Below are 23,686 nucleotides of genomic sequence, written 5' to 3' on the forward strand. Positions count from 1 at the left end.
GGATTTTTTAAAATTGGGAGTAATTTTATTTCCATTTATCGCACTTTTATCATAGAATAAGAGTACAAGGTGTAAACAATATTAATATCACTGATCTTTTTAGTAAGATGTCCGTTCAACACTTTTAAACAGAAGGGAGAGTTGATGTATGGATATCGAAAGAATTAATGAAAATACGGTTAAATTTTATATATCATATTTAGATATTGAAGAAAGAGGCTTTGATCGCGAAGAAATATGGTACAATCGTGAAAGAAGCGAGGAATTGTTCTGGGAAATGATGGATGAAATTCATCATGAAGAGGAATTTGTTCCAGAAGGTCCACTCTGGATTCAAGTACAGGCAATGGAAAAAGGCCTAGAAGTACTCGTTACAAAAGCTCAACTTTCAAAGGATGGTCAAAGGTTTGAACTTCCTATACCAGAGGATAAATTAAAAGATTTTCCTATCAATGAGCAAATAGAGGAATTTTTAGACGAACATTTTCATTCCAGGCCAATGCAGGATAACGAAGATGATTTATTAGAATTTATGGTTTCCTTTAGAGACTTTGAAGACGTTATATCATTGTCTAAGAGGAACGGTCTAGATAGCATTAAGACAAAATTATTCTCTTATAATAATAAATATTATCTTTATGTAGAATTTATCGATGAACTATTAGAGGAAGAAGAAATAGATAATATATTAAGTATTTTACTCGAATATGGAGAAGAATCGACATATACCGTGCATCGCTTGGAGGAATATGGAAACACCATTATTGAAAAAGATGTATTTGATAAAATAAATGAATACTTTAAATAAAATCCGATGGTTTGTTAATCGGATTTTATTTTTTATCTTTTTTTAGAGGAATTTGCGAAAGCGAATGGAATATAGACTAGGAAGGAGGGATGTCATGCTAACTGCACAAACAAAAGATGGAAAAGTCTATAATTTAGCCGGTAGGAAAGATATTCAATATTTACATGAACTAAAGAAGAAAGTTTTATTTTATTGTCCAGTTTGTAGGGAACGTGTTAATTTAAAAGCTGGATCACAAAAAATTCCTCATTTTTCCCATCAAAAATCTTCGAAATGCACTTATATTTCAGAACCGGAAAGTATTCAACATATGCTAGGGAAGGCGGATTTATATTTTTGGCTTCTAAATCAGGGCTATAAGGTCCATTTAGAGAGATTTTTGCCAAAACTAAACCAGCGTCCTGATATTTTGGTCAAAAGAAATGGGCAGTGGTTTGCTATTGAATATCAATGCTCGCCAATTTCTCTAAAGACACTAAATAGTCGTACGAATGGATATGAAACCCATCACATTAAGCCAATTTGGATTATAGGTGGATACCCATTTCAGAATAGAAAGGGTGGATATTTTCAATTAAATGATTTTTTTTGGTCATTCATTCAAGCTAGCGAAACATTCGGTTTAACCCTTCTCAGTTATACACCACAGGCACAACAATTCCACTTTCTAAGCAATATTTCACCAATTTCTTCTAGAAAAGTTAAAGGCACGTATACTAATACTAGCTTAGGAAAAGTATCCTTTCCGATAGTATTTTCCAACCCATTTAGGCCAAAACATAAAGTCGATGCTTACTGGTTTTTACAGAAACGAAAATGGTTACTGCAAAAACTAGTTTATGGAAAAGCATTTCAAGATCCTTTTCTATTATCCGTATATGAATGCTATTGCCACCCCTTGTTTTTACCACCTGCTATTGGTCTGCCAGTGGATTATATGGGGGTTTGTAAAACACATCCTGTAGTTTGGCAATTTTATATTTGGCGCGACTGTTTGCGATTCTTAAGGATTGGTGAAAGAATAACGTTTACGCAGGTTATAGATGCGATTGAAACTCGGAAGAAATACCACTATATACAATTTAGAGACCTCCCATTTGTGCATCATAGCTATCAAAACAGAATGATTTTTCTATATTTACAAATGCTAGTTCATTCAACCTATTTAAAAGAGGTGAAGAAAGGTACATTTGTGCTGAATAAAACGATAACCATTCCAAAGAATATGGAAGAAGTAAATTTATACGAAAAAGAATTTCTTCAGAAATACGGAGATTTCTGATGGGAAAATAGAAGGAATTTTGTAAATCAAGGAGAATTTAATACTGTATGGATTTTTTTCGTATCACGAAGGAATGGAGGAAAGAACATGACCAATGAAACAGCAACTAAATCATTACCTAGTCGTAAGGATTTACCTGAAGAATTAACATGGAGATTAGAAGATATCTTTCCAACGGATGACGCTTGGGAAACAGAATATCAAGAAGTGAAAAAATTAACAGAGGAAGCTACAAAATTTAAAGGCAAGCTCGGAGAAAGTGCAAATGATTTATATGAAGGACTTAAATTTCAAGATACTGTCTTCGAAAGATTAAGTAAATTATATACATATGCTCATATGCGTTATGATCAAGATACGACAAATTCTTTTTATCAAGGACTAGATAGCCGTATGAAGAGTTTGTATGCGGAAGCAGCTAGTGTATTTGCATATGTCGTTCCAGAAATTCTCTCAATTGATGAAAATACATTAAAGGACTATCTTAACGAAAATAAGGACCTACAGTTATATGAGCATTCTTTAGAGGAAATTAATCTTCAGCGTCCACATGTATTATCTGCTGAGCAAGAAGCGCTGCTTGCAAGTGCGTCAGAAGTAATGGATGCGTCAAGTAATACATTTGGAATGCTAAATAATGCCGATTTAGAATTCCCAACCATTAAGGATGAAAATGGGGAAGAAGTGGAAGTGACACATGGCCGTTATTCCCGTTTCCTTGAAAGTACCGATCAAAGAGTAAGACATGATGCCTTTAAAGCGGTATATGAAACATATGGAAAATTCCGAAATACGTTTGCCAGTACATTAAGCGGCCAAGTAAAAAGAGATAATTTCATTGCAAAAGTTCGCCATTATGATTCAGCTAGACATGCCGCACTTTCCAATAATAATATTCCTGAGAGTGTGTATGATAATTTAGTGACTACGGTAAATAAAAATCTTCATCTTTTGCATAAATACGTGAAGCTTCGCAAAAAGGTTTTAGGTGTAGAGGAATTGCATATGTATGATCTTTATACACCATTAGTAAAAGAAGTGGAAATGAAAATTCCTTATGAAGAAGCAAAAGAGATAGTATTGAAAGGTTTAGCACCACTTGGAGAAGATTATTTAAATGTTTTACGTGAAGGATTTGAAAATCGCTGGGTAGACGTTGTAGAAAACAAAGGAAAACGCAGTGGTGCCTATTCATCTGGCACATATGGAACAAATCCATATATTCTAATGAATTGGCAAGATAATGTTAACAATCTCTTTACACTTGCTCACGAATTTGGACATAGCGTGCATAGCTACTATACAAGAAAAACTCAACCATATCCTTATGGAGACTATTCTATCTTTGTGGCAGAGGTTGCCTCAACCTGCAATGAAGCTTTATTAAATGATTACTTATTAAAAACGATTGACGATGAGAAAAAACGAATTTATTTATTAAATCATTATTTAGAAGGCTTCCGTGGAACAGTTTTCCGTCAAACGATGTTTGCTGAATTTGAGCATCTAATCCATCAAAAGGCGCAAAATGGGGTAGCACTTACTTCTGAATTATTTACAAAAGAATACTATGATTTAAATAAACGGTATTTTGGTGAAGAAGATATTATTATTGACGAGGAAATTGGCTTAGAATGGTCAAGGATTCCTCATTTTTACTACAACTACTATGTATATCAATACGCGACAGGTTTCAGTGCAGCGACAGCATTAAGCTCGCAAATTTTAAGTGAGGGTGAGCCTGCAGTAGAGCGCTATTTAGGATTCTTGAAGGCGGGAAGCTCCGATTATCCAATTGAAGTGTTGAAAAAAGCAGGTGTTGATATGACCTCTACAGAACCTATCGAAGCTGCTCTTAAAGTGTTTGAGGAAAAATTAAATGAATTAGAACAGTTACTTTCATAAGCGAAGCAAAGATCCTTGTACATTCGGAGTTAAATGAAAACAAATTGGCCGGGCATACACCCGGCTAATTAGTGAAAACCACGAAATGTATTACGGCCGTTAAGGTAAACGAGTAATAAAAATAAAGATAAAAACAAAATGGGAGAGGTTATAAGGATCGGTATCAGCTTCATCAATCCAAGGATATTAATCCAAAAACTGAAGAATATAAATAATATAAGCAAGAAAAGGGTATACTTTCTCACGGCTGTTTCACCTTTCATTAGGAAGTATTTTTGTAATATATAAAACATGCCCCTATTTAGAGATATATTCTCATTTTCGGTATAATATAACAGCTTTTTGACAATAATGTGAAAGAATTAACAAACCCTTGCATATAATTGCTTTAACGTGGTATAGTTTAGAAGTGAAGTTGATCACAAGCAAACATATACCCCTTTGTTTGACCGTGAAAAATTTCTCCCATCCCCTTTGTTCGTGTTGAAAAAGGCCTTGCATTGCAAGGCCTTTTTCTTATGTGTATCCATAAGTTTTATATAAAAATAAAAATGGATTTGGCTAATTTGCCAAATCCATTTTTACATATTATATTTCCAAAACGCACCGTACTTACCAGGTATCTTTAGAACCTTCTGCTGTAAGATATATTTTTTTAGTTCTTTTTCAACCTCGGCAATCGACATATTATAGACGACAGCAATCTCTTTTGATGCTACAACCCCGTAATGCTTTAGAAATCGTTCTAGTGGAGGAAGCGGTGCAGGCTCCGGTTTATCGCCTAATAACTCATAAATAATTTGTACATATACTTCATATGGATAAAGGCCGGTAATTTTTAACCCTTCATCTTCAATATTTTCATTAAAGAAAACAAGTGAAGGTATTTCGGTTACTTCCATTTCCGATGCGATTTTCAAATCACATTGAAATGCTTTTGCAGCACTTGAAGAATGAATATCATTTATGAACTCCTCAATATCTAAATTAACACTTTTGGCACATTCCACAAGGACATCCATGTTTGAAACATTTTGTTTTTTTAAAAAAATTAATTCCTGTATTTTCCGCAAAAAACGATTTCCTGCACGTCTTCCTTGTAACTCAGCAGCTTTAATAGCAATAGAAGCAATATAAGGTGATGAGATCGGATTTTCAAACCAGAGACTTCCATCACAGGACATCCCCGTTCTACTGGCTGTTTTCTCCCAAAGCTGAGCAATGGATTCATGATTTTTAGCACTAAGATTTAAGGTTGACAGATTGCAACTTAAAACATACTTTAATCTAAAGTAGGAACCATATTCTATAAATAATTTTTTCATAACCGGTTCCAATGCCCAGCATTCAGGACATAATGGATCGACAAATGTATATATTTCAAGAGGCTTCTTGTCTTGGTTACATCCATTCAGAATATTCGTATCAGCATTCAATTCTTTCAATGTTCTTCACCTATTGTTGTGTCAGGTGTGTTCACCATATGTTGGGCAGTTAAGACTAATCTTGAAAAAAATTGTTCTCGAATGGAACCATCTAACTTGACTTCGTCCATTGCAGCACTCATACAGGATAACCAAGCTTTCGCACGTTTTGGTGTGATCTCATGAGGAAGATGTCTAGCCCTCATCATGGGATGGCCGTGCTCATCTGAGTATAGAGTTGGTCCACCTAAAAATTGTGTTAAAAACTGTTTCTGCTTTCTAGCCACTTCTGTTAAATCCTCAGGAAAAATGGGGATTAAATCTGGATGTCTTGCTACTCTGTAATAAAACGCATCAACTAGTTTGCTTAACGTTTCTTCCCCTATGATGTCATACGGTACTGTACGCTTCTCTACCATATGATGATTACCCCTTTTAATAACGGTTCCTTTCCTATACGCTGTTGTCTTTTCGTCAAAAATCAAAATATCCTTCATAAGAAAAATGCTTCGAAATGCTACATTTAAATAGATATTATATAAAAGACGAAATGCAACATTATATAAGAAAAAAACCTTTATAGTTGTATTATGTATACCTATTTTAGCAATGACCTATTAATAACTCAAACAAATAGCTTATAATTGTATTATTTTTTACAAATTTTCCTCGAGTATTCATGGAGAGATACTATAAAATTAATATATAAAAAAACCGCTGGCATGGGAGGCAGCGGTTATACTAATTGACTAGTGATACGTTTTACGTAATTTTGCGTTTCTTTAAAAGGCGGTACTCCATTATAACGCTCTACATTTCCAGGGCCAGCGTTGTACGCTGCAAGGGCCAATTTAATATCCCCCCCAAACCTGTCTAGCATGCTCCTTAAATATTTGGATCCTGCATTAATATTTTCAGCTGGGTCAAATACATTTGTGACACCAAGGCTTTTGGCAGTGGATGGCATTAATTGCATTAGTCCAGAAGCACCAGTACTACTCACAGCTTCGGGATTAAAACTGGATTCTTGCTGAATGACAGATTTTATTAGCTGTTCAGGCAAGTCATACTTTCTTGCTGCATTCTTGATTATTTCATCCAAGTCTTTAGGAACAGTAATATTATTATTCATTTTGCCCAACAATGGATTAGTGGTCCAATAATTCGACGGGGATCCTAATCCAGTAGTTGAATCCGTACTTGTAGATGAATTGTCCGTTAGACTTGCTAACGTATCTGCTAAAAGTTCCTGAAATAAAGAAGTGCTGTTATTGTCAGCGGAAGGCAGGTTGCTTGAAGATGATAGATTTTGCAACGCTTGTAATTCTATTAAGGTTTTAAGTTGATTTACATTCATTGTTCCATTATTCTCCTACATTAGATTAGAAAAGGATTGTCTGTGTTTTAAAAACGAATTATGTATGAAAGTAGACTGATTATAAATACATTCTTTGTCTAGCTACAGCGCCTATCAGTTAAATCATTTCGGGTCTCCCCTTTTGATAAATAAAAATCAGGTAAATTTACACCCGAATTTTAATCATTTGCATGCAGATTGGACGAGGCGCTTCTGCTTTTCTTATATTCTCTATAAAACCGAACAACTTTATTTTCGGTTGCACGATGAGGAATAAAAAATCGTTCAAGTAATTCTCGGAAATGTTGTTCACCGATATTTCTATCTTTCACTTCATATTCTAACTCATAATCTTCCTTATTTAAATAGGAACTATGGTCAAAAACTAATAAACCATCTAAATATCTTATTTCTGCTCTATTGGTAGTTAGACTTCCAAAGCAAGAAAGGGTGTCCACAGGGATATGTAAATTTATTAGTATATTTTTTACTTCACCAGCTGGGAGTTTACCGGTTTTGATCATCTGCTGAGCAATATCTTCCTCAAGCTCCTCATTTGTTTCCCAATTACCGTTTATTACCGGTTGTTTTAACGTTAGTTCGTATTTTCCTTTCTTTCTTCTGATTCTAAGAGCACTTTTCTGATTTTTTATATCAAAAGAAGGTGTATCAAAATAATAATTTTGTTGTATGACCATATCTTTTTGTTGGATATTAAATTCATGAACCAATTTCATGAATTCCTCTTTTGTCACTAGATTTTTATATTCGATTTCCAATTCACTGCTCATAAACGTTTTAACCCCTTTTATAAAAATTCTGTACATTAATCGTATTTTATCAATGCTAATATTTCATTCGCAATACCCAAGCATTTTAAGATATAATATATGTGGAAAAATCGGGATTGGACGCATCATCTTTGATGTGAATCAAATACATAATGTGAAAGAGTAGCGCATGCTCTTTAAATCATTCAGCTATGGAATATACAGATGGAAACAAAAAGGGGGTTATGCCTAATGAATCATTGGGACCAATTTCTAGCTCCGTATAAACAGGCAGTGGATGAGTTGAAGGTAAAATTAAAAGGGATGAGAACATTTTTTGAGCAAGAACATATACATTCTCCAATTGAATTCGTTACCGGCAGAGTAAAACCAATATCCAGTATTCTTGATAAGGCCACGCAAAAAAAGATTCCACTCGACAAATTAGATGTGGAAATGCAGGATATCGCAGGTTTGCGTATGATGTGTCAATTTGTAGATGATATCAAAAAAGTTGTTTCTCTGCTAAGATTAAGAAATGATTTTAAAATAATAGAAGAACGAGACTATATTACTAATAAAAAATCCAGTGGGTATAGATCCTATCATGTTGTAATTGAGTATCCTGTGCAAACGATTCATGGAGAGAAAAAAATTTTAGCAGAAATCCAGATACGAACTTTGGCAATGAATTTTTGGGCAACCATTGAACATTCTTTGAATTATAAATATCGCGGGCAATTCCCGGAGGAAATACAAATGCGTTTGCAAAGAGCTGCAGAAGCTGCATTTCTTTTAGATGAGGAAATGTCGGAAATACGAGAAGAAATACAAGAAGCGCAGGCTTTCTTTACCAAGAATAAGGAAAAAAATAAAACAGATAAGGTAAATAGAAATTAAGGGAAGTACTAAAGAATGAGGGAAGGTGAAATACTTGAAATTTTCGATTACCTCGAAAGGAAATGCACAATCGAATGCATTAATGAATAAAATTCGCACGTATTTACAGGATTTTGGTTTAACATATGATGAATCACAGCCTGATATTGTTATTTCTGTAGGTGGAGATGGAACACTTTTGTATGCCTTTCATCGGTATAGTTCAAGATTAGATAAAACTGCATTTGTTGGAGTGCATACAGGGCATCTGGGGTTTTATGCAGACTGGGTTCCGGATGAGATTGAGAAACTTGTTATTGCGATAGCTAAGACTCCTTATCAAGTAGTAGAATACCCGACTCTTGAGGTCATCATTCGATATCAGCATGGTGGAAAAGAGACAAGATATCTGGCTCTGAATGAATCAACCGTTAAGTGCGTAGAAGGTACATTAGTAATGGACATTGATACGAATGGTCAGCATTTTGAAAGGTTTAGAGGGGATGGGCTTTGCATTTCCACCCCAACAGGTAGTACTGCATATAATAAAGCGCTTGGAGGTGCCATTCTCCACCCTTCTTTACAAGCCATTCAATTAGCGGAAATGGCATCTATCAACAACAAGGTGTTTCGAACAATTGGTTCTCCATTAGTTTTACCATCGCATCATACATGTACATTGAAGCCTGTTCGCGATCAGGATTTTATGATTACCATTGATCATTTAACATTATTACATAAGGATGTAAAATCGATTCAATTTCGAGTTGCAGATGAAAAGATACGATTTGCAAGATTCCGTCCATTTCCATTTTGGAAAAGGGTCCATGACTCTTTTATTTCGGATTAACAAATAAATTTATCAGGGCCGCACAGGTTTGATTTTTTATGTATAGTATTCTTTGGAGAAATTAGTCTGAACGACCAATGATAGTAGTGGAGGGTTCTTGTGGCACCATTTAGTTTGAACTGGGTAATTGAAAGGCACGATGTAGACAAAATAATAAAGTACTTTTTAGCAGAACACTCCATTTCTCGGAGAGCGTTAACCGATATCAAATTTAACGGCGGATTTATTAAGGTGAATGGAAAGGAAGAAAATGTTCTTTACAAGCTTAAAAACGGGGATATTTTAGAAGTGATATTTCCGCCAGAAGAGCGAAGTGAGTCATTATTAAAGGAACATATACCTTTAGATATTGTTTATGAGGATCAATCCATTTTGGTTATTAATAAGCCGCCCTATATGAGCACCATTCCGTCAAGGGAGCATCCAACTGGAAGTTTAGCTAATGCTTTAATGGGCTATTACGAAAAGAAATCTTTAGAATCCTCTGCCCATATTGTTACAAGATTGGATAGAAATACCTCAGGATTAGTACTCATAGCAAAAAATAGATATATTCACCATTTATGCAGTTTGTTGCAGCAAAGAAGAGAGATAAAGCGGACATACCAGGCATTAATTGCTGGTTATTTTAACGAAAAGTCTGGAACTATTGAAGCTCCTATTGGTCGAAAAAAAACAAGTATCATTGAAAGAGAAGTCAGACCTGATGGACAATATGCATGTACTCATTTCGAGGTGTTGAAGCAGTATGATGGGTTTAGTCATATAAAACTGTGGCTGGATACAGGAAGGACCCATCAAATACGTGTACATATGTCCTATATGGGTCATCCCTTGCTAGGAGATGAACTATATGGTGGCAGCACCTCTAGATTTAAGAGGCAAGCATTGCATTGCAGTGATTTGCAATTTATCCATCCGATCACAAAAGAAGAAATAGTGTTACATTGTGAAATACCCGCTGATATCAGACCATAACGAGAAGCACCATTCATATCAGTGGTGCTTCTCTTATATCTTTTAATGGGGGTGATTAAACTTTTCCTTTACAAAGGGCATAGAGGAGGAAATGGAAACAACTTCCATCTCAGGGTATTGAAGAGCAGTCAGTTTTCCGCCAAAAACAGCTCCGGTATCAATATTTACGGTATTATGGATAAACCTCGGTTCTAATACAGGGGTATGTCCATAGACAATAGTGGGTTTACCCTTATATTTTTTTGCCCAATCTCCTCTAACTGGCGAGCCATCTGGATGTTTCTCACCAGTAATATCTCCATAGAGCACAAAGGTTTTAACCTTATTATTCATTTTCCCAATATAATCTTCTTTAATCCCGGCATGGGCTATTACAAGTTTTTTATTATCCAATTGCAAATAGAGTGGGGAGTTTTCATACATTTCCATGAAAACTTGTTTGTAATGGTTTCTTTGCTGGACTGTACATCCTGATAGTTCTGCTACTGTTGTTTCAAGACCATGGGTTACTTGAACTTTATTTCCTAAGAAGTAACGATATAATTTATTGCAATGATTTCCAGGAACATAATATGCTTTTTTTTGTTTCCAAAGCTCGTATACAATATCTACCACCTTCAGTGATTCTGGTCCACGGTCTGTTAAATCTCCAACAAAAGCAAGACATCGACCATTTGGGTGAAGGGGAATACCCGCTTTCCAGTTATAGCCTAATTGAATGGTTAATTTATACAACTCATTAAAACAGCCATGAATATCACCGATAATATCAATTTTCATATGAATCCTCCTTTCTCTGGTTAAAATAAAATGGAAAATGAATAAGTTTATTATTAGCCAAAATCAAAGAATCTTGTTAGGATAGAAAATATCCATTTTTAAATGGAAAGGATTTAGTAGAAGGGAGATGAACATGGCACATACATCTGTTGCTTCGTTATTAATTGTTATTGTTGCTGCGTTTATAACGCCAATCCTATTGCATCGATTTAAATTATCCTTTATCCCAGTTGTTATCGGTGAGATTATTGTAGGGTTGATTATTGGAAAAAGCGGATTTGATTTAATAAGTAAAGATACTTGGCTAAATACATTATCTACTTTAGGATTTATTTTTCTTATGTTTTTAAGTGGGCTAGAAATAGACTTTTCGGCATTTAAAAGCAGTAAAAAGTCTATAACCCTGCCTAATGGAAAAAAGGAACCACACCGCTTATTGGTGGCAATTGTCATTTTTATCGGTATATTTATTATTTCCATTATATTATCTTTTGTATTTGTTTTTATAGGTTTAATTCATAACGCTTTTCTAATGACTTTAATTATTTCCACTATATCACTCGGAGTAGTAGTCCCTACCTTAAAGGATGCACAGCTAATGAAGACTGGAATAGGGCAAATTATCCTATTAATTGCAGTCATTGCTGATTTAGTTACTATGATTTTATTGGCTGTTTTCGTTTCGCTATCAGGTAAGGAAAGCGGAAATATGTGGTTATTATTAATATTATTTGCAGCTGGAATTTTGCTATACTTTGTTGCGAAGGGATTTAAAAGGAGATCCTTATTTAAAAAGCTTTCAACAGGAACCGTTCAAATAGGAACAAGGGCGATATTTACGTTAATTATCGTTTTAGTTGCTTTATCTGAATCAGTTGGAGCTGAAAATATACTTGGTGCCTTTCTAGCAGGGACATTAGTGTCCTTACTATCACCAAATCAAGAAATGGTAAGACAGCTTGATTCCTTTGGATATGGCTTTCTAATCCCAATTTTCTTTGTGATGGTTGGGGTTGATTTAGACATTGGCTCCATGTTAAGTGATCCCAAATTGCTCATGTTTATTCCGTTATTAATGATTGCCTTTTTCATATCGAAAATTATTCCGGTATTACTTTTGAAAAAATGGTATGACTCTAAAACAGTGGTTTCTTCGGCCTTTTTGCTCACTTCGACCCTTTCTTTAGTTATAGCGGCGTCTAAAATTGCTGAGCGAATTGGAGTCATTTCTACAAGTATGAGCGGAACCTTAATTCTTGTGGCAGTCATTACGTGTATTATTACACCCATTATTTTTAGAAAACTATTTCCAAGGGAAAATAATCAAGTTCGTAAATTGAAAGTGGCACTAGTTGGTGCAAATCAATTAACTTTGTCTGTTACTAGAGAATTAAAATCTTCTTTGTACTCGCCAACTTTATATCATACGACAATGGATAAGGCAGAAAAGCAAATTGCCAATTCACTTTTTGATATCATAGAAATTGAAAATTATGAACCTGATACATTAGAGAAAGCAGGTATATTCAATGCTGATATTGTCGTTATCATGACAGGAAATGAAGAGACTAATTTTCAATTGGCTGGGATTGCGAAGGAGAAGGGAGTTGAAAGGGTTATTGCTCGTATTGAAAGTCCTAGCCTGGAAGAAGAAACAAAAGAGTTGGGTGCCGATGTTTTCTCAACATTATTATCTACCCAGGCATTATTGCGAGCTTTTATTGAATCACCACATATCATTCATTTATTAACAAATAAGGATACATCTTTATTTGAAATTACGATGTTAAATTCCGATTTTGAAGGAATGACATTAAGAAGGTTCCCATTCACTGGAGATATTATTTTCGTGCGAATTTTCCGTGGAAAAGATTCCATCGTACCCCATGGAGATACACAGCTGCATCTTTATGACCGGTTAATAATTACAGGCTCAAAAGAGTATGCAGACGAATTAAAGCGGAAACTTGAATTTTGCGAGTCAGTAAGACAAAACTAGGGTTGAATTTGCGTTCGGGTCTAACCCGGACGCATGTCTTCCTGTTTTTTTCATAAAAATAGGACGAGAATAGCTTGAAATATAGTAACAGCTGATAAAACCAGGTATAATAAGTGATGAATAATAATATAAATTGTTGGAGGATAATATGGAAGATTTATTAAAATTAAAGGATAAAAATATTGTTGTCATGGGTGTTGCAAATGAAAGAAGTATTGCTTGGGGAGTAGCACAATCTCTTCATAGAGCAGGAGTGAATGTAATTTTTACATACCGGTTAGAACGATCACTAGGAAAATTAACTCAGCTTCTTGAAAAATATAATTATCCAAAAAGCCTGGTTGTTCAATGTGATGTAAATAATGATGAGAGTGTCCAAAACGCTTTTAATGAAATTGGTGAAAAAGTAGGAGTGATCCACGGTGTTGTTCATTCCGTTGCTTTTGCTCATGCTGAGGATTTAAAAGGTGATTTTATTGATACTTCCAGAGAAGGATATGCATTTGCACAAGATACCAGCGCTTATTCATTAGTAGCTGCAGCAAAAGCAGCCAAGCCTTATATGACGGAAGGCGGTTCCATCGTAACGATGAGCTATCTTGGTGCTGCCCGTGCTATACCTGGATACAATGTCATGGGAGTAGCGAAAGCAGCTTTAGAAGCATGTGTAAAATATTTAACATTTGATTTAGGAACAGAAAATATTCGAGTGAACGCTATTTCAGCTGGACCAATTCGTACGCTTGCTGCAAAGGGTGTACCTGGATTTAATGACATCATGAAAATGATTGAAGAAAAAGCACCGTTAAAGAAAAATGTTACACAAGAGGAAGTTGGCGATATGACCCTCGCACTGCTCAGCCATCTTTCTAGAGGAGTAACAGGCGAAGTAATTTATGTCGACTCAGGTTATAACATTGTAGGATAATAGAAAACCTCCATTTCGATTGAAATGGAGGTTTTTTTAATTAATAAGCTAAGCTGAATAACGCTTTAATATGTGATAAGTAACGGATATTACTTGCTTCTTTCATTAAAGATGCTGGCATACCTTTTAAAGGAATACCGTTTGCTCCGATTGTTGCAACAGCATCTTTACGTCCTAAGCTTGCCAATGTACCAGAATTTACTTGTGTAAATGTCTTCATTGCTTTATTTTCTAAATAAGCAAATAAGTTATAGCCTGTTTGTTCCCCCATTTGCCAAGCGATTTGCGCTGTTGGAGGGTATGGACGATCACCATTTGCTGGGAAGACAACGGCGCTGTCACCTACAACAAAAACGTCATTATGAGAAGTAGACTGTAAATACTCATTCACAGTAGCACGGCCACGATTTACTTCTAGTCCAGATTCTCCTACAAGTGGATTTCCTTGAACGCCGCCTGTCCATACGAATGTATTCGTAACAATTTTTTGTCCGTCTTTTAGTTCAACAGTATTACCCTCTACATTTGTTACTGGTAAACCTGTTAAGAATTGAACACCGCGATTTTCAAGACTCTTAGTAGCACGTTCAATTAAATTCTCTGGTAAAACTGGAAGGATTTTTGGACCTGCTTCTACAAGAAGGAGTTTAATTTCTTTTGGATCAATTCCGTATTTACTTGTAAGAGTAGGAAGTTGATCAGCGATTTCGCCTACTAATTCAACACCTGTTAAACCGCCTCCACCAATTAAAATAGTAGCGTCGGCAGCATTTTTTGTTTTAGAGTATTCTTGAATACGTCCTTCAATATGGCTTTTGATTTTAATCGCATCAGCTGCAGATTTCAGCACCATGCTGTTTTCTTCTAATCCAGGGATACCAAAGTATGCAGTCGTACTTCCAAGACCCACTACAAGTGCATCATATGTTAATAGTTCGCCATTGGAAAGCTTAACTTTTTTATTATCTACATTAAAAGACTCCACTTTTGCAATTTTAAGATCAATATCTTTACCTTTGAAGATTTTATCTAAAGGGAGAGCAACTGCTTCTTGTGAAGCGCTGCCTGCTGCAAGGCGATGAAGTTCTGTAATGATTTGATGTGTAGGATATTGATTAACAACAGTAACTTGTGCTTGATCTTTATTTAGATACTTTCGAACATTTAATGCCGTAAGTAGGCCGCCATAACCAGCGCCTAAGATGACAATTTTTTTTGACATAGTTTCTCCTCCGTCCTTCGTAATGAAATATGATAATTAGTTGTTGGATTTTTCTGCTGAGACTTTAAGATACGCATCTACAAAACGGAAAAGTTTTTGTGCTTGTGGATCTTTGAGCAATCTTAACAAACCGAATAGACCGATCGTTTCATTACTAACTTCTGCACGGTCTTTTGCTTCAATAACAGTAGCAGCAACATTTTTTGCAGTCTCTTTTACAGGTTCTGCAATTTCTTTAATTGCTCCAATTGTATCGCTCTTTAAAATTTCATCTGTTGCAACTTTTTGTACAAAATCAAATGATGTTGTAAGGAAACTCACCATTTCTGTTAATTTAGGGAGTTGTTCCACTAATGTGTTTAATGATTCTTGAACTTCCGGCTTTAATAATTGATCAAGAATATCTAATTTGTCTTGGCTTACCGGTGCGTTTTCTGTTTTTGCATTTTCAACTACTTCTGCCATAACCTATTCTCCTTTACACTGAGTTTTTTCAACGGTTAAAATAATGTCCCTTTGCATTATACCTCTTATTTGCAAAAGGGAAAAGTAAATCGAATAAATTACTTATGAATTTTGCAGAATTTCATTATTAAGGAGAAAAGAATGCGCTTTAAATATTTTTATTGTTCCATTTTTTCACTCATTCATGCTTATATATATAAATCATGAACCTAAAATGATTATTAAAATGGAAGGAAGCAGCATATTTATAGAGGAGATGATTCAAAACAAAGAGGCGAAATAAAGTGATGGATTCATGGCTATTGTTATTTTTATTTTCATTAGCTTCCTTCCGTTTAACTCGATTAATAGTGTTTGATAAAATCACTGCATTCATTCGAAGCCCCTTCCATGAAGAAATAGATGAATTGGATGAAGATGGAAATACAGTTACGTATATTAAAATAAAAGGAAGTGGTTTGCGTTCTTGGATTGGTGAATTACTAAGCTGTTATTGGTGTACAGGTGTATGGTGTTCTTCCTTTTTATACCTTTTTTGGTTAGGTGTACCTTCAATAGCAGAACCTATTATTATTTTGTTATCGATTGCTGGTCTTGCTGGTATATTGGAAACATTGGTTTCCAAATTGATTAATTAAGACAAGAACAACCTGTTTTTGATCTTCATATTATGAATTTAACAAGAGAGGATGAGACAACAGTGAATATGAAAAAACCGATAATTAAAACGCCTCCTATGCCCGCATATGCAAAACCATTGATAAATACTCCTAAGGGAAAAATAGTGAAAAAGAACGGCTGCGGCTGTGGTAAAAGGAAAGTTCGATAAACAGGCAAATTAACTGCCTGTTTTTTTTATATCCTATAATTTCCATTCCTGAGTTTCTCATAAAATGTTGATAACTGCTAAAAATATTCACTAGACATTTAATTCTATAGGAGAGGAATGCAGTATGAAAAAAAGGTGGAAGTATACTTTGGTAGTCTTTTCCTTACTGTTGTTGTTAGTTGGCTGCACCAATCAAAATGATAATAAGGATAGCAGCATGGCCTTGATTAAAACAACACAGCCAACCCCAATGAAACTAAGCAATAAGAACAGTGATTCCTTACCTGCCAAAGTAAAAAAAGAAGTGGCGAATATTAAGGAAATTTATGATGTTGCTGTTATTGAGGGAAACAAAACAATCTTGGTAGCATATAAGGTAAAGCATTTATATCGCTTTCGAATGAAAAGTATTGAGAAAAGGTTAACCAAGCGCTTAAAAAATGAGTATCCCGATGAAAAATTCGTTGTATCAAGCGACTATAAAATCTTTCTAGAGGCAGTCCGTTTAAGGGAGGCAATGGATGCTGGAAAGATATCAAAGGATCAGGCAAGAAAGAGATTTAATAATATTGTGAAATTAAAAGAAGAATTAACTTAGAAAGTGTGAGTGTATATGGCCAATAAAAATAAAACAAAAACACCTGAACAAATTCAATATGATCAATTACAAAAAAAGCATGAATTGAAAAGACCTATATTAAAAAATTGTATCCGTGCCTTTTTTATTGGAGGGCTCATTTGCTTGGTAGGACAAGCTGTTACATATTTTTATATTTATTTTTTTAACTTTACGGAACAAACTGCAGGAAACCCAACTGTCGCAACAATGGTTTTTATAGCCATGATTCTAACTGGTTTTGGGGTATATGACCGTATAGGACAGTTTGCTGGTGCGGGAAGTGCAGTACCGGTTACAGGATTTGGAAATGCCGTAATTTCATCCGCTATAGAGCACCGAACAGAAGGCTATGTTCTTGGTGTAGGAGGGAATATGTTTAAATTAGCTGGTTCCGTTATTTTGTTTGGTGTTTTTTCTGCATTTATTGTTGCACTTGTTAAAACGATTCTCACCATGTGGGGGGGCTTCTAATGTTAAAAGGTGCACAAACTTGGGTCTTCAATAGCAAGCCTGCTATTTTATCAACGGGGGTAGTAGGGGGACCATTTGAGAAAAACGGAAATCTTGCGGAGGATTTTGATAAATTTTATGAGGATCTATGGATGGGGCAGGATTCTTACGAAAAGGCACAGCGCATCTTAATTGAAGACGCTGTTGATATTATTTTACAAAAAGAAGGCATTAAAGAGGAAAAGGTTCAATTTTTTATAACTGGAGATTTAATTAATCAGATTACACCTTCTAGTTTTGCTGCTCGTACAAATCAAATCCCTAATTTAGGTTTATTCAGTGCATGTGCTACTTCCATGGAGGGACTAGCATTAGCAGCATTTCTGATAAATTATCAGGGAGCAAAAAGAATTATTACTGGTGCATCAAGTCACAATGCATCTGCAGAAAAACAATTTCGTTATCCAACTGAATACGGAGGGCAGAAACCCCCAACAGCTCAATGGACAGTAACTGGTGCTGGTTTTGCCCTAATTGGTTCAGGAAATGAGGCTGCCGAAAAGCAGCCACATCCGAGAATTCTTTCTGCAACGATAGGTAAGGTAATAGATTTAGGGATATCAGATCCCTTTAATATGGGTGGGGCAATGGCTCCTGCTGCTGTTGATACCATTGAGAGACATCTTCAAGACCTTCAAATTGATCCATCCTATTACGATTTAATCGTAACTGGTGATTTGGCAACGATCGGAAGAAGTATTGCTCTTGAACTTTTTGAACAAAAGGGTATTCCGATTAAAGAAGAGCAATTTAAGGATTGCGGATTGCTGATTTATAAAAAGAATCAGCCTGTTCAATCAGGTGCAAGCGGTCCTGGTTGTTCTGCAACTGTCCTGTATGGACATCTGTTGAATCAAATGAAGAGCGGAAGATTAAAAAGAATTTTAGTAGTGGCAACAGGTGCTTTATTATCTCCACTTTCCTTTCAGCAAAAGGATACCATTCCGTGTATTGCACACGCAGTAGCAATTGAATATATATAAAATTTCAAACGAAAGGATGAAATCAATGCTAGCGATGTTTTTTTGGGCATTTGTCATTGGCGGTATTATATGTGTGATTGGACAGCTATTATTTGATGTCGCAAAATTAACACCTGGACATACTTTAAGCTTACTTGTTTCCATTGGTGCAATCCTAGCAGGTTTTGGGTTATATGAGCCACTTATAGATTTTGCGGGTGCAGGTGCTACAATTCCCATCACCAGCTTCGGAAACTCGCTTGTAGAAGGGGCAATGAATGAAGCACAAAAACATGGCCTTGTTGGAGTCTTGACCGGAATGTTTGAGGTAACATCTTCAGGTATTTCCGCTGCAATTATCTTTGGCTTTATAGGTGCTTTGTTATTTAAACCAAAAGGATGAAACAAACAATTTCCTCCTATTCAAAATCTAATAGCCCATACACATTTATCTTGCTTTTCATACTTTATAGGGAGTAGATAAAAAGCGAGGTGAGGTTGTATGTTCGGATACGGATATGGTGGATATGGCGGCTGCTGTGGCTATGGATACGGATATGGCGGAGGAAACACATTTGTTTTAATTGTAGTACTATTTATCTTGTTAATTATTGTTGGAGCTTGTTTTTGCTAAGCATTGGATAACATAAGGTGGAGTAAAACATAATGCGTTTTACTCCATTTTTCATTTAAATTCCTTTCAATACTTTTTCCTTCCAAAACGAATCGATTTTTCCAAGTTCATCATGAAAAATCCCACCGGTCTCCTGTTTTTTTCTTCATTAAACATCAAAAAATCCACACTCAACACTGAATTCCTCAAACCTCAAGGAAATTTCCACGTAAATCGTGAAAAATTCAGCACAACGCTTGTTTTTTTCCACATCAACCTTCAAAAATTCCACACTCATCATTAATTTTCTCCCAAGACTAATTGAAATTTCTATGTTAATTGTAATGGTTCCAAACTCAAATACAGGACTACCGTACAATCCGAAGGATTAGTAAGGCGTTTCTGTTTTCTATTTGTCCGCCTTTTTCTTTCACCATTTATGAAGGTATAACATAAAATAATGTAGTTGAAAGGGAGGGCGAGACGATATGGATAATCCTTTGTTTAAAAATATTGAGAAGAAAACAGGCGTAAATATGAAGGAAATCTTAGAATTAGCGAACTCTTTACAAAATGCAAACTTTAAGGATGAAAGAACCGTTCGCAGTATTATTCATAGAGTATCTGAAATAGCAAATAAGAAGGTCCCAAAAGAATTAGAGGATAAATTAGTAAAATCGATTACACAAGATGGAAAGAATTTAGATTTTAACACGTTAGCAAAAATGATGAACAATCCTAAAAAGAAATAAAGATTTTAAGGCTTGCCAGGATGCAAGTCTTTTTTCATTTACGTTCAACATATACTGTTATTATCTATTTATGAAAGTAGTGAAAAAAATGGGATATATTTTACCAATTTCTATAAATCATCCTTATTGGAAAATAGAAAAAACACCAATAAAATTATATGCATCGGAAAAAGTAAAAAACCATTTTCAACCAGCTTCATATAAAATTCCATATAAGAAAGAGCGAACAATTAGAAATCAAATTTCTAATGAATTATATTTTGAACTAACTGGTAAGGGAAGATATGTTAATGTGCTCAAATAAAAAAAAGAAAATGCCCTGACTTAAGGCATTTTCTAAAGAGCTTTTTCCATTGTCTTATGAGGAATCCCAGCATCAAGGAATTCATCTGATACCACTTCATACTGTAATTTTTCGTAGAATGGAATGGCATGTGTTTGTGCATTTAATTTTAGTTTTTTTAATCCTTTTTCCAAAGCATGCTGTTCAATTGCTTCCATAATAATTTTTCCAGCACCTTTTCCTCGGTAGGAAGAAAGGACGCAAATTCTCTCCACTTTTCCTTTGCCATCCACTACTCGAAAGCGGCCAGCACCTACCGGATGATTTTCGTCATACAATACGAAATGGTCTGCTGCATCTTCAAATTGATCAATTTCTTCTTCCTCAGGAACCTGTTGTTCCTCTACAAAAACAGTTTTACGTATAGTAAATGCATCTTTTAGTTGATCTTCTGTTGTAACTTTAACAATGTTCACTAATCATTATTCCTTTCCTAAATGATATGTCTCATAAACCGTCCAAGAATCATTATCCAGCTGATATAGAAGATGAAAGCGGTCTAAAACCTCTTCATGATTAATACCAAGCATTCTTAATTGGCCATATACATCGGAATGTTCATCGCTGGAAAGCTTTTGGCCGATTGTAATATGCGGTACAAAGGCATATTCTGTTTCTGAATGTGGCAATGTTTCCGCTAAATTTTTGTGCAACTCCTGTAATTCTAATGTAGGTTCAACTTTAAAGTAAATCGTATTGTTTACTGGTTGGAAGGAACTTACTTTTGAAATTGTCAAACGTACAGGCTGGTGATTTTTCGCAATCTGCTTAAGTTTTTCAGAGTATTCTTCGATTTCTCCATCAGATAATTCAAAAGCAGCTTTTAGAGTTAAGTGTGGAGGAATAAGAGCATAATGGGGATCATAGCGCTTTCTGTATGAATTTGCGAGATCTTGTAGTTTTTTGGATGGGAACATAACTATTCCATATTTCATTCCATTCAACCTCCTTATTTTATGCAAACATAAGACTATTATAACAAATTTTCTAAATATTTTATATAGCCAAATAGGCGGATAAAGTGTTAAAACATGTATTTTAACGCCCTCTTAAGGTCTGGTTGCCAATATTTCCATGTATGGTCCCCGTCAAATTCCTCATAAAAGGAGGAAAAATTCCTTTGCTCTAATAATGAATGCAGTTTTCTATTTGGGGTAAGAAAGTCTTGGACTTGTCCATTGGTTGTCTTTACATTTGTTTCGCCTTTGCCAATGATGTGATATACAGATAGCAAGGATGGATCAGGATGATGTTCAACTGCTTGTAATACTTTTTCATCTACCATAGGAGATTGCAAAATTACTTTCCCAAATGAATTCGGATATTTTGCAGCTGTCATTAAAGAAACAGTGGCACCTAAGGAGTCTCCCATTAGCACCCTGCCCATACCCATATGGTAGGTTGGAAATTCCTTATCCAGATACGGTACAAGCTCATGAGCAAGAAAACGAATGTAGGCTTGGTTTTGTTCACCTTCCGGATGATATTTTTTGCGACGATCTTGGACATTTTTATAAGGAATCCCGACAATAATGAGATTCTCTATCTCTTTATTCTCCAATAGCTCATCTGCAACCCTTGCAATTCGGCCAAGCTGAAAATAATCTTTTCCATCTTGCGCAATTAACAGATGGTATTTATACAAAGGAGAAAAGGTTGCCGGAAGATAAATAAGAATAGTTAAGGATTCCCCCAATTCCTGGCTTTCAAATGTAATTTCTTTTATGTTGCTTTTAGTTTGTCTCATCGTTGATAACCTCCATTTAATGAGTCTAAATGAATGGGTTTATTTTAACACAGATTATTTATAATAAAAATAAATCGCATTCATTTCTAAAATTTATTCTTCGTCTTATATTAAAATTTTCTAGTTTTTGGTGTTAAATTAGAATAACAAAAAAATTCCCTCCAGGTAGAAGGGAATTTTATTTATCATTACTTAGCTTATTTACTGCATCTAAAAAAGCATTACGGTATTGCTTTTGCTCACTTATTAATTTTTGGAATGTATCAAGTAGGGTTTTATTTAAGGTGGTGTCTTTGCTGTCATCATCCAAATAGTTAAGAAGGAAAGTATAAACGAGCATAAGTGTCGAATAGTTATCCATATAAGTTAAATTTATGGCTTTTCCACCTTCACCACCAGTTGCTTTAGCCTTTACTGTTGGCAGTGGTGTATTCGAAACTTTTTTTGCTATTTCGTATGCGCGGTCTTTAGGTATACCTGATTCCATTAATTTTTCTTTTAATACATTTATATCAAAAGCATGATTCATTCTCTCACTCCTTTCTATTTGGCTGAGTTTGCATTTTTACCCTACATGGATACCTTCATCATTTGACGAACCATTTTTACTAAAATTATCGTTTAAATTTCCATTCAAATTACCGTCTAGGCTTCCATTTAAAAGACTAACATTTGCTTGAACAGGAATATTAATAGGAACATTTACTGAAACACCACCAGCTCCACCGACTGCACTTGGAGTTAAAGTGGATAATGCAACATTTCTAACTGATACAGTAGCATTCCCTCCGGGTGCAGCAGCTACTAAAAGTTGAGAAATATCATTGTTATTTTTTTGGGTAGTTTCTCCATTCCCATTCCCATTTCCGTTTCCTTTATCGTTTGTGAAATTGATATTTTCATTATTTCTCCTTGATCTTCTTCTGCTTGTTGAACCATCATCTGTAAGTGCAAATTTATAATTATTTCGATGTTTACTCATATTTTTCACCTCCTATCTCTTTGATAATTATCCTATGAGAAAAAAGCTTGTTAGTATCAGCCATTATCTGAGGTTATTTGTTGATTTTGAATAATAGGGTTTTGGGGTTGATTTAAGTCAATTTCAAATAAACTCTTATTGTTTAATTTGAAATTGAGTTTTCCATCGTTATTGGAAAGTTCAAATACTGGTAAATCTTTTACTAAATTTGATAAATCAACATTTGAATTAACAGTTAAATTGTTCAACCATTCTGTATGATCGGTATTTTGAAGTCGAACCAGATTCGCATGCAGTTTTTCTAATTTGGTGATTAAGGATTCGTTCAATGTGTTTAATGCATTTTGTAAATTATTACTTAATGCGTCTGTTATTTCCGCTAATTTCTCTTGTTGAAAATTCCCTTCATTATCAATCATTGATTCTCCATTAATTGTTATTTCAAAATTTCCAAGGGATTGATTTTTTTTCTGATCCATTCATTCCACCTCCAATCTATATTCCATATAGGATATTCATCATTTATTTAAATAGCATCAGCTAATTAAATAGTAAATTAGTATATTTTTGTAATTTAATAGGGATTAATATACTATAACTCGTTTACTTAACTGCTTGAAAAACAGATTACCGATTACTATCAACTTGCTATGAATGTATTTTAACTATTTAGGTGAAATGC

30 protein-coding genes are annotated in these 23,686 nt (G+C 34.8%); 16 read left to right on the forward strand and 14 right to left on the reverse strand.

Annotated features, from left to right (window positions below):
* Window positions 1–148: 148 nt before the first annotated feature.
* The 3 genes from mecA (at window position 149) to pepF (ending at window position 3,995) form a co-directional block, all read left to right on the forward strand.
* A complete protein-coding gene (gene mecA / locus CWO92_RS01515) occupies window positions 149–808 on the forward strand; it encodes an adaptor protein MecA (protein WP_101352415.1) in 660 nt (219 codons plus the stop codon).
* 94 nt (window positions 809–902) lie between these two features.
* The gene (locus CWO92_RS01520) at window positions 903–2,090 is read left to right on the forward strand and encodes a competence protein CoiA (protein WP_158176189.1); all 1,188 of its coding nucleotides are present in this window, start codon (window positions 903–905) and stop codon (window positions 2,088–2,090) included.
* 87 nt (window positions 2,091–2,177) lie between these two features.
* A complete protein-coding gene (pepF, locus tag CWO92_RS01525) occupies window positions 2,178–3,995 on the forward strand; it encodes an oligoendopeptidase F (RefSeq protein ID WP_101352417.1) in 1,818 nt (605 codons plus the stop codon).
* Window positions 3,996–4,063: 68 nt separating this feature from the next.
* Here the strand turns inward: pepF and CWO92_RS26730 are convergent, their stop codons facing one another.
* The 5 genes from CWO92_RS26730 to CWO92_RS01550 all read right to left on the reverse strand — a co-directional run bounded on the left by CWO92_RS26730 (window position 4,064) and on the right by CWO92_RS01550 (window position 7,567).
* Window positions 4,064–4,288 carry a hypothetical protein gene (locus tag CWO92_RS26730; protein WP_496197106.1) on the reverse strand — a complete coding sequence of 75 codons (225 nt, stop codon included), beginning with the start codon at window positions 4,286–4,288 and terminating at the stop codon, window positions 4,064–4,066.
* Window positions 4,289–4,576: 288 nt separating this feature from the next.
* Complete coding sequence (locus tag CWO92_RS01535; RefSeq protein ID WP_233269905.1) at window positions 4,577–5,440, reverse strand: ClpXP adapter SpxH family protein; 864 nt, start codon at window positions 5,438–5,440, stop codon at window positions 4,577–4,579.
* Complete coding sequence (locus CWO92_RS01540; protein WP_101352419.1) at window positions 5,437–5,838, reverse strand: globin domain-containing protein; 402 nt, start codon at window positions 5,836–5,838, stop codon at window positions 5,437–5,439. The genes CWO92_RS01535 and CWO92_RS01540 overlap by 4 nt, the downstream gene beginning before the upstream one ends.
* Window positions 5,839–6,155: 317 nt before the next feature.
* A complete protein-coding gene (locus tag CWO92_RS01545) occupies window positions 6,156–6,776 on the reverse strand; it encodes a lytic transglycosylase domain-containing protein (protein ID WP_101352420.1) in 621 nt (206 codons plus the stop codon).
* Window positions 6,777–6,955: 179 nt separating this feature from the next.
* Complete coding sequence (locus tag CWO92_RS01550) at window positions 6,956–7,567, reverse strand: CYTH domain-containing protein (protein ID WP_101352421.1); 612 nt, start codon at window positions 7,565–7,567, stop codon at window positions 6,956–6,958.
* A gap of 231 nt (window positions 7,568–7,798) precedes the next feature.
* Between CWO92_RS01550 and yjbM the strand changes: the two genes are divergently transcribed.
* From yjbM to CWO92_RS01565, 3 genes are all read left to right on the forward strand, one after another.
* Entirely contained in the window at window positions 7,799–8,446 is a 648-nt protein-coding gene (yjbM, locus tag CWO92_RS01555; RefSeq protein ID WP_101352422.1) for a GTP diphosphokinase, read from the forward strand.
* A gap of 34 nt (window positions 8,447–8,480) precedes the next feature.
* Window positions 8,481–9,275 (forward strand): NAD kinase, encoded by a 795-nt coding sequence (locus tag CWO92_RS01560; RefSeq protein WP_101352423.1) that lies wholly within the window; start codon window positions 8,481–8,483, stop codon window positions 9,273–9,275.
* Window positions 9,276–9,374: 99 nt separating this feature from the next.
* A complete protein-coding gene (locus tag CWO92_RS01565; RefSeq protein WP_101352424.1) occupies window positions 9,375–10,253 on the forward strand; it encodes an RluA family pseudouridine synthase in 879 nt (292 codons plus the stop codon).
* 42 nt (window positions 10,254–10,295) lie between these two features.
* Here the strand turns inward: CWO92_RS01565 and prpE are convergent, their stop codons facing one another.
* Window positions 10,296–11,033: a bis(5'-nucleosyl)-tetraphosphatase PrpE gene (gene prpE, locus CWO92_RS01570; protein WP_101352425.1), complete on the reverse strand. Its 738-nt coding sequence runs from the start codon at window positions 11,031–11,033 to the stop codon at window positions 10,296–10,298.
* Between the two features lie 133 nt (window positions 11,034–11,166).
* On the opposite strand from prpE, the gene CWO92_RS01575 reads away from it, so the two are divergent.
* Together CWO92_RS01575 and fabI are read left to right on the forward strand one after the other, a co-directional pair.
* Entirely contained in the window at window positions 11,167–13,032 is a 1,866-nt protein-coding gene (locus tag CWO92_RS01575; protein ID WP_101352426.1) for a monovalent cation:proton antiporter family protein, read from the forward strand.
* 148 nt (window positions 13,033–13,180) lie between these two features.
* On the forward strand, window positions 13,181–13,960 hold the full coding sequence (fabI, locus tag CWO92_RS01580; protein WP_101352427.1) for an enoyl-ACP reductase FabI: 780 nt from the start codon (window positions 13,181–13,183) through the stop codon (window positions 13,958–13,960).
* Between the two features lie 40 nt (window positions 13,961–14,000).
* Here fabI and CWO92_RS01585 read toward each other — a convergent pair whose 3' ends face one another.
* Window positions 14,001–15,182, reverse strand: a complete 1,182-nt coding sequence (locus CWO92_RS01585) for an NAD(P)/FAD-dependent oxidoreductase (protein ID WP_101352428.1) — start codon at window positions 15,180–15,182, stop codon at window positions 14,001–14,003.
* 36 nt (window positions 15,183–15,218) lie between these two features.
* Entirely contained in the window at window positions 15,219–15,647 is a 429-nt protein-coding gene (locus tag CWO92_RS01590) for a helical membrane plugin domain-containing protein (RefSeq protein WP_101352429.1), read from the reverse strand.
* A 287-nt stretch (window positions 15,648–15,934) separates the two neighbouring features.
* Here CWO92_RS01590 and CWO92_RS01595 point away from each other — a divergent pair, with 287 nt between their 5' ends.
* The 8 genes from CWO92_RS01595 (at window position 15,935) to CWO92_RS01630 (ending at window position 20,236) form a co-directional block, all read left to right on the forward strand.
* Complete coding sequence (locus tag CWO92_RS01595; protein ID WP_302466777.1) at window positions 15,935–16,285, forward strand: DUF1360 domain-containing protein; 351 nt, start codon at window positions 15,935–15,937, stop codon at window positions 16,283–16,285.
* Window positions 16,286–16,600: 315 nt separating this feature from the next.
* Window positions 16,601–17,074, forward strand: a complete 474-nt coding sequence (locus CWO92_RS01600; RefSeq protein ID WP_101352431.1) for a YhcN/YlaJ family sporulation lipoprotein — start codon at window positions 16,601–16,603, stop codon at window positions 17,072–17,074.
* Between the two features lie 15 nt (window positions 17,075–17,089).
* Window positions 17,090–17,566, forward strand: a complete 477-nt coding sequence (spoVAC, locus tag CWO92_RS01605; protein WP_101352432.1) for a stage V sporulation protein AC — start codon at window positions 17,090–17,092, stop codon at window positions 17,564–17,566.
* A complete protein-coding gene (spoVAD, locus tag CWO92_RS01610; protein WP_101352433.1) occupies window positions 17,566–18,588 on the forward strand; it encodes a stage V sporulation protein AD in 1,023 nt (340 codons plus the stop codon). Before spoVAC ends, spoVAD begins: the two co-directional genes overlap by 1 nt.
* Before the next feature lie 25 nt (window positions 18,589–18,613).
* Window positions 18,614–18,970, forward strand: coding sequence for a stage V sporulation protein AE (gene spoVAE, locus CWO92_RS01615; RefSeq protein WP_101352434.1), 357 nt, complete (start codon window positions 18,614–18,616; stop codon window positions 18,968–18,970).
* A 99-nt stretch (window positions 18,971–19,069) separates the two neighbouring features.
* Window positions 19,070–19,201, forward strand: coding sequence for a YjcZ family sporulation protein (locus tag CWO92_RS01620; RefSeq protein ID WP_101352435.1), 132 nt, complete (start codon window positions 19,070–19,072; stop codon window positions 19,199–19,201).
* 467 nt (window positions 19,202–19,668) lie between these two features.
* Window positions 19,669–19,932, forward strand: a complete 264-nt coding sequence (gene spoVIF, locus CWO92_RS01625) for a sporulation-specific transcription regulator SpoVIF (protein ID WP_101352436.1) — start codon at window positions 19,669–19,671, stop codon at window positions 19,930–19,932.
* Window positions 19,933–20,020: 88 nt separating this feature from the next.
* A complete protein-coding gene (locus CWO92_RS01630; protein WP_101352437.1) occupies window positions 20,021–20,236 on the forward strand; it encodes a hypothetical protein in 216 nt (71 codons plus the stop codon).
* A 32-nt stretch (window positions 20,237–20,268) separates the two neighbouring features.
* Here CWO92_RS01630 and CWO92_RS01635 read toward each other — a convergent pair whose 3' ends face one another.
* The 6 genes from CWO92_RS01635 to CWO92_RS01660 all read right to left on the reverse strand — a co-directional run bounded on the left by CWO92_RS01635 (window position 20,269) and on the right by CWO92_RS01660 (window position 23,483).
* On the reverse strand, window positions 20,269–20,691 hold the full coding sequence (locus CWO92_RS01635) for a GNAT family N-acetyltransferase (protein WP_101352438.1): 423 nt from the start codon (window positions 20,689–20,691) through the stop codon (window positions 20,269–20,271).
* Window positions 20,692–20,697: 6 nt separating this feature from the next.
* Window positions 20,698–21,210: a YjcG family protein gene (locus CWO92_RS01640; protein ID WP_101352439.1), complete on the reverse strand. Its 513-nt coding sequence runs from the start codon at window positions 21,208–21,210 to the stop codon at window positions 20,698–20,700.
* A gap of 89 nt (window positions 21,211–21,299) precedes the next feature.
* Complete coding sequence (locus CWO92_RS01645; RefSeq protein WP_101352440.1) at window positions 21,300–22,022, reverse strand: alpha/beta hydrolase; 723 nt, start codon at window positions 22,020–22,022, stop codon at window positions 21,300–21,302.
* A 178-nt stretch (window positions 22,023–22,200) separates the two neighbouring features.
* Window positions 22,201–22,551, reverse strand: a complete 351-nt coding sequence (locus CWO92_RS01650) for a hypothetical protein (protein WP_101352441.1) — start codon at window positions 22,549–22,551, stop codon at window positions 22,201–22,203.
* Between the two features lie 36 nt (window positions 22,552–22,587).
* Entirely contained in the window at window positions 22,588–23,004 is a 417-nt protein-coding gene (locus CWO92_RS01655; RefSeq protein ID WP_101352442.1) for a hypothetical protein, read from the reverse strand.
* A gap of 56 nt (window positions 23,005–23,060) precedes the next feature.
* Window positions 23,061–23,483 (reverse strand): hypothetical protein, encoded by a 423-nt coding sequence (locus tag CWO92_RS01660; RefSeq protein WP_101352443.1) that lies wholly within the window; start codon window positions 23,481–23,483, stop codon window positions 23,061–23,063.
* Between the last annotated feature and the right edge of the window lie 203 nt (window positions 23,484–23,686).

The sequence above is a fragment of the Heyndrickxia camelliae genome (assembly GCF_002844575.1).
GTDB classification, from domain to species: domain Bacteria; phylum Bacillota; class Bacilli; order Bacillales; family Bacillaceae_C; genus Margalitia; species Margalitia camelliae.

What these genes read in the sequence shown, in the direction of transcription:
- CWO92_RS01630 (WP_101352437.1), top strand. Translation starts at nt 20,021, where the DNA reads ATGGGATATATTTTACCAATTTCTATAAATCATCCTTATTGGAAAATA.
- fabI (WP_101352427.1), top strand. Translation starts at nt 13,181, where the DNA reads ATGGAAGATTTATTAAAATTAAAGGATAAAAATATTGTTGTCATGGGT.
- CWO92_RS01640 (WP_101352439.1), bottom strand. Translation starts at nt 21,210, where the DNA reads ATGAAATATGGAATAGTTATGTTCCCATCCAAAAAACTACAAGATCTC.
- CWO92_RS01585 (WP_101352428.1), bottom strand. Translation starts at nt 15,182, where the DNA reads ATGTCAAAAAAAATTGTCATCTTAGGCGCTGGTTATGGCGGCCTACTT.
- CWO92_RS01620 (WP_101352435.1), top strand. Translation starts at nt 19,070, where the DNA reads ATGTTCGGATACGGATATGGTGGATATGGCGGCTGCTGTGGCTATGGA.
- pepF (WP_101352417.1), top strand. Translation starts at nt 2,178, where the DNA reads ATGACCAATGAAACAGCAACTAAATCATTACCTAGTCGTAAGGATTTA.
- CWO92_RS01575 (WP_101352426.1), top strand. Translation starts at nt 11,167, where the DNA reads ATGGCACATACATCTGTTGCTTCGTTATTAATTGTTATTGTTGCTGCG.
- CWO92_RS01655 (WP_101352442.1), bottom strand. Translation starts at nt 23,004, where the DNA reads ATGAGTAAACATCGAAATAATTATAAATTTGCACTTACAGATGATGGT.
- CWO92_RS01545 (WP_101352420.1), bottom strand. Translation starts at nt 6,776, where the DNA reads ATGAATGTAAATCAACTTAAAACCTTAATAGAATTACAAGCGTTGCAA.
- spoVAD (WP_101352433.1), top strand. Translation starts at nt 17,566, where the DNA reads ATGTTAAAAGGTGCACAAACTTGGGTCTTCAATAGCAAGCCTGCTATT.
- yjbM (WP_101352422.1), top strand. Translation starts at nt 7,799, where the DNA reads ATGAATCATTGGGACCAATTTCTAGCTCCGTATAAACAGGCAGTGGAT.
- prpE (WP_101352425.1), bottom strand. Translation starts at nt 11,033, where the DNA reads ATGAAAATTGATATTATCGGTGATATTCATGGCTGTTTTAATGAGTTG.
- mecA (WP_101352415.1), top strand. Translation starts at nt 149, where the DNA reads ATGGATATCGAAAGAATTAATGAAAATACGGTTAAATTTTATATATCA.
- CWO92_RS01595 (WP_302466777.1), top strand. Translation starts at nt 15,935, where the DNA reads ATGGATTCATGGCTATTGTTATTTTTATTTTCATTAGCTTCCTTCCGT.
- CWO92_RS01550 (WP_101352421.1), bottom strand. Translation starts at nt 7,567, where the DNA reads ATGAGCAGTGAATTGGAAATCGAATATAAAAATCTAGTGACAAAAGAG.
- CWO92_RS01650 (WP_101352441.1), bottom strand. Translation starts at nt 22,551, where the DNA reads ATGAATCATGCTTTTGATATAAATGTATTAAAAGAAAAATTAATGGAA.
- CWO92_RS01660 (WP_101352443.1), bottom strand. Translation starts at nt 23,483, where the DNA reads ATGGATCAGAAAAAAAATCAATCCCTTGGAAATTTTGAAATAACAATT.
- spoVAC (WP_101352432.1), top strand. Translation starts at nt 17,090, where the DNA reads ATGGCCAATAAAAATAAAACAAAAACACCTGAACAAATTCAATATGAT.
- CWO92_RS01600 (WP_101352431.1), top strand. Translation starts at nt 16,601, where the DNA reads ATGAAAAAAAGGTGGAAGTATACTTTGGTAGTCTTTTCCTTACTGTTG.
- CWO92_RS01590 (WP_101352429.1), bottom strand. Translation starts at nt 15,647, where the DNA reads ATGGCAGAAGTAGTTGAAAATGCAAAAACAGAAAACGCACCGGTAAGC.
- CWO92_RS01645 (WP_101352440.1), bottom strand. Translation starts at nt 22,022, where the DNA reads ATGAGACAAACTAAAAGCAACATAAAAGAAATTACATTTGAAAGCCAG.
- CWO92_RS01540 (WP_101352419.1), bottom strand. Translation starts at nt 5,838, where the DNA reads ATGGTAGAGAAGCGTACAGTACCGTATGACATCATAGGGGAAGAAACG.
- CWO92_RS01520 (WP_158176189.1), top strand. Translation starts at nt 903, where the DNA reads ATGCTAACTGCACAAACAAAAGATGGAAAAGTCTATAATTTAGCCGGT.
- spoVAE (WP_101352434.1), top strand. Translation starts at nt 18,614, where the DNA reads ATGCTAGCGATGTTTTTTTGGGCATTTGTCATTGGCGGTATTATATGT.
- spoVIF (WP_101352436.1), top strand. Translation starts at nt 19,669, where the DNA reads ATGGATAATCCTTTGTTTAAAAATATTGAGAAGAAAACAGGCGTAAAT.
- CWO92_RS26730 (WP_496197106.1), bottom strand. Translation starts at nt 4,288, where the DNA reads ATGTTTTATATATTACAAAAATACTTCCTAATGAAAGGTGAAACAGCC.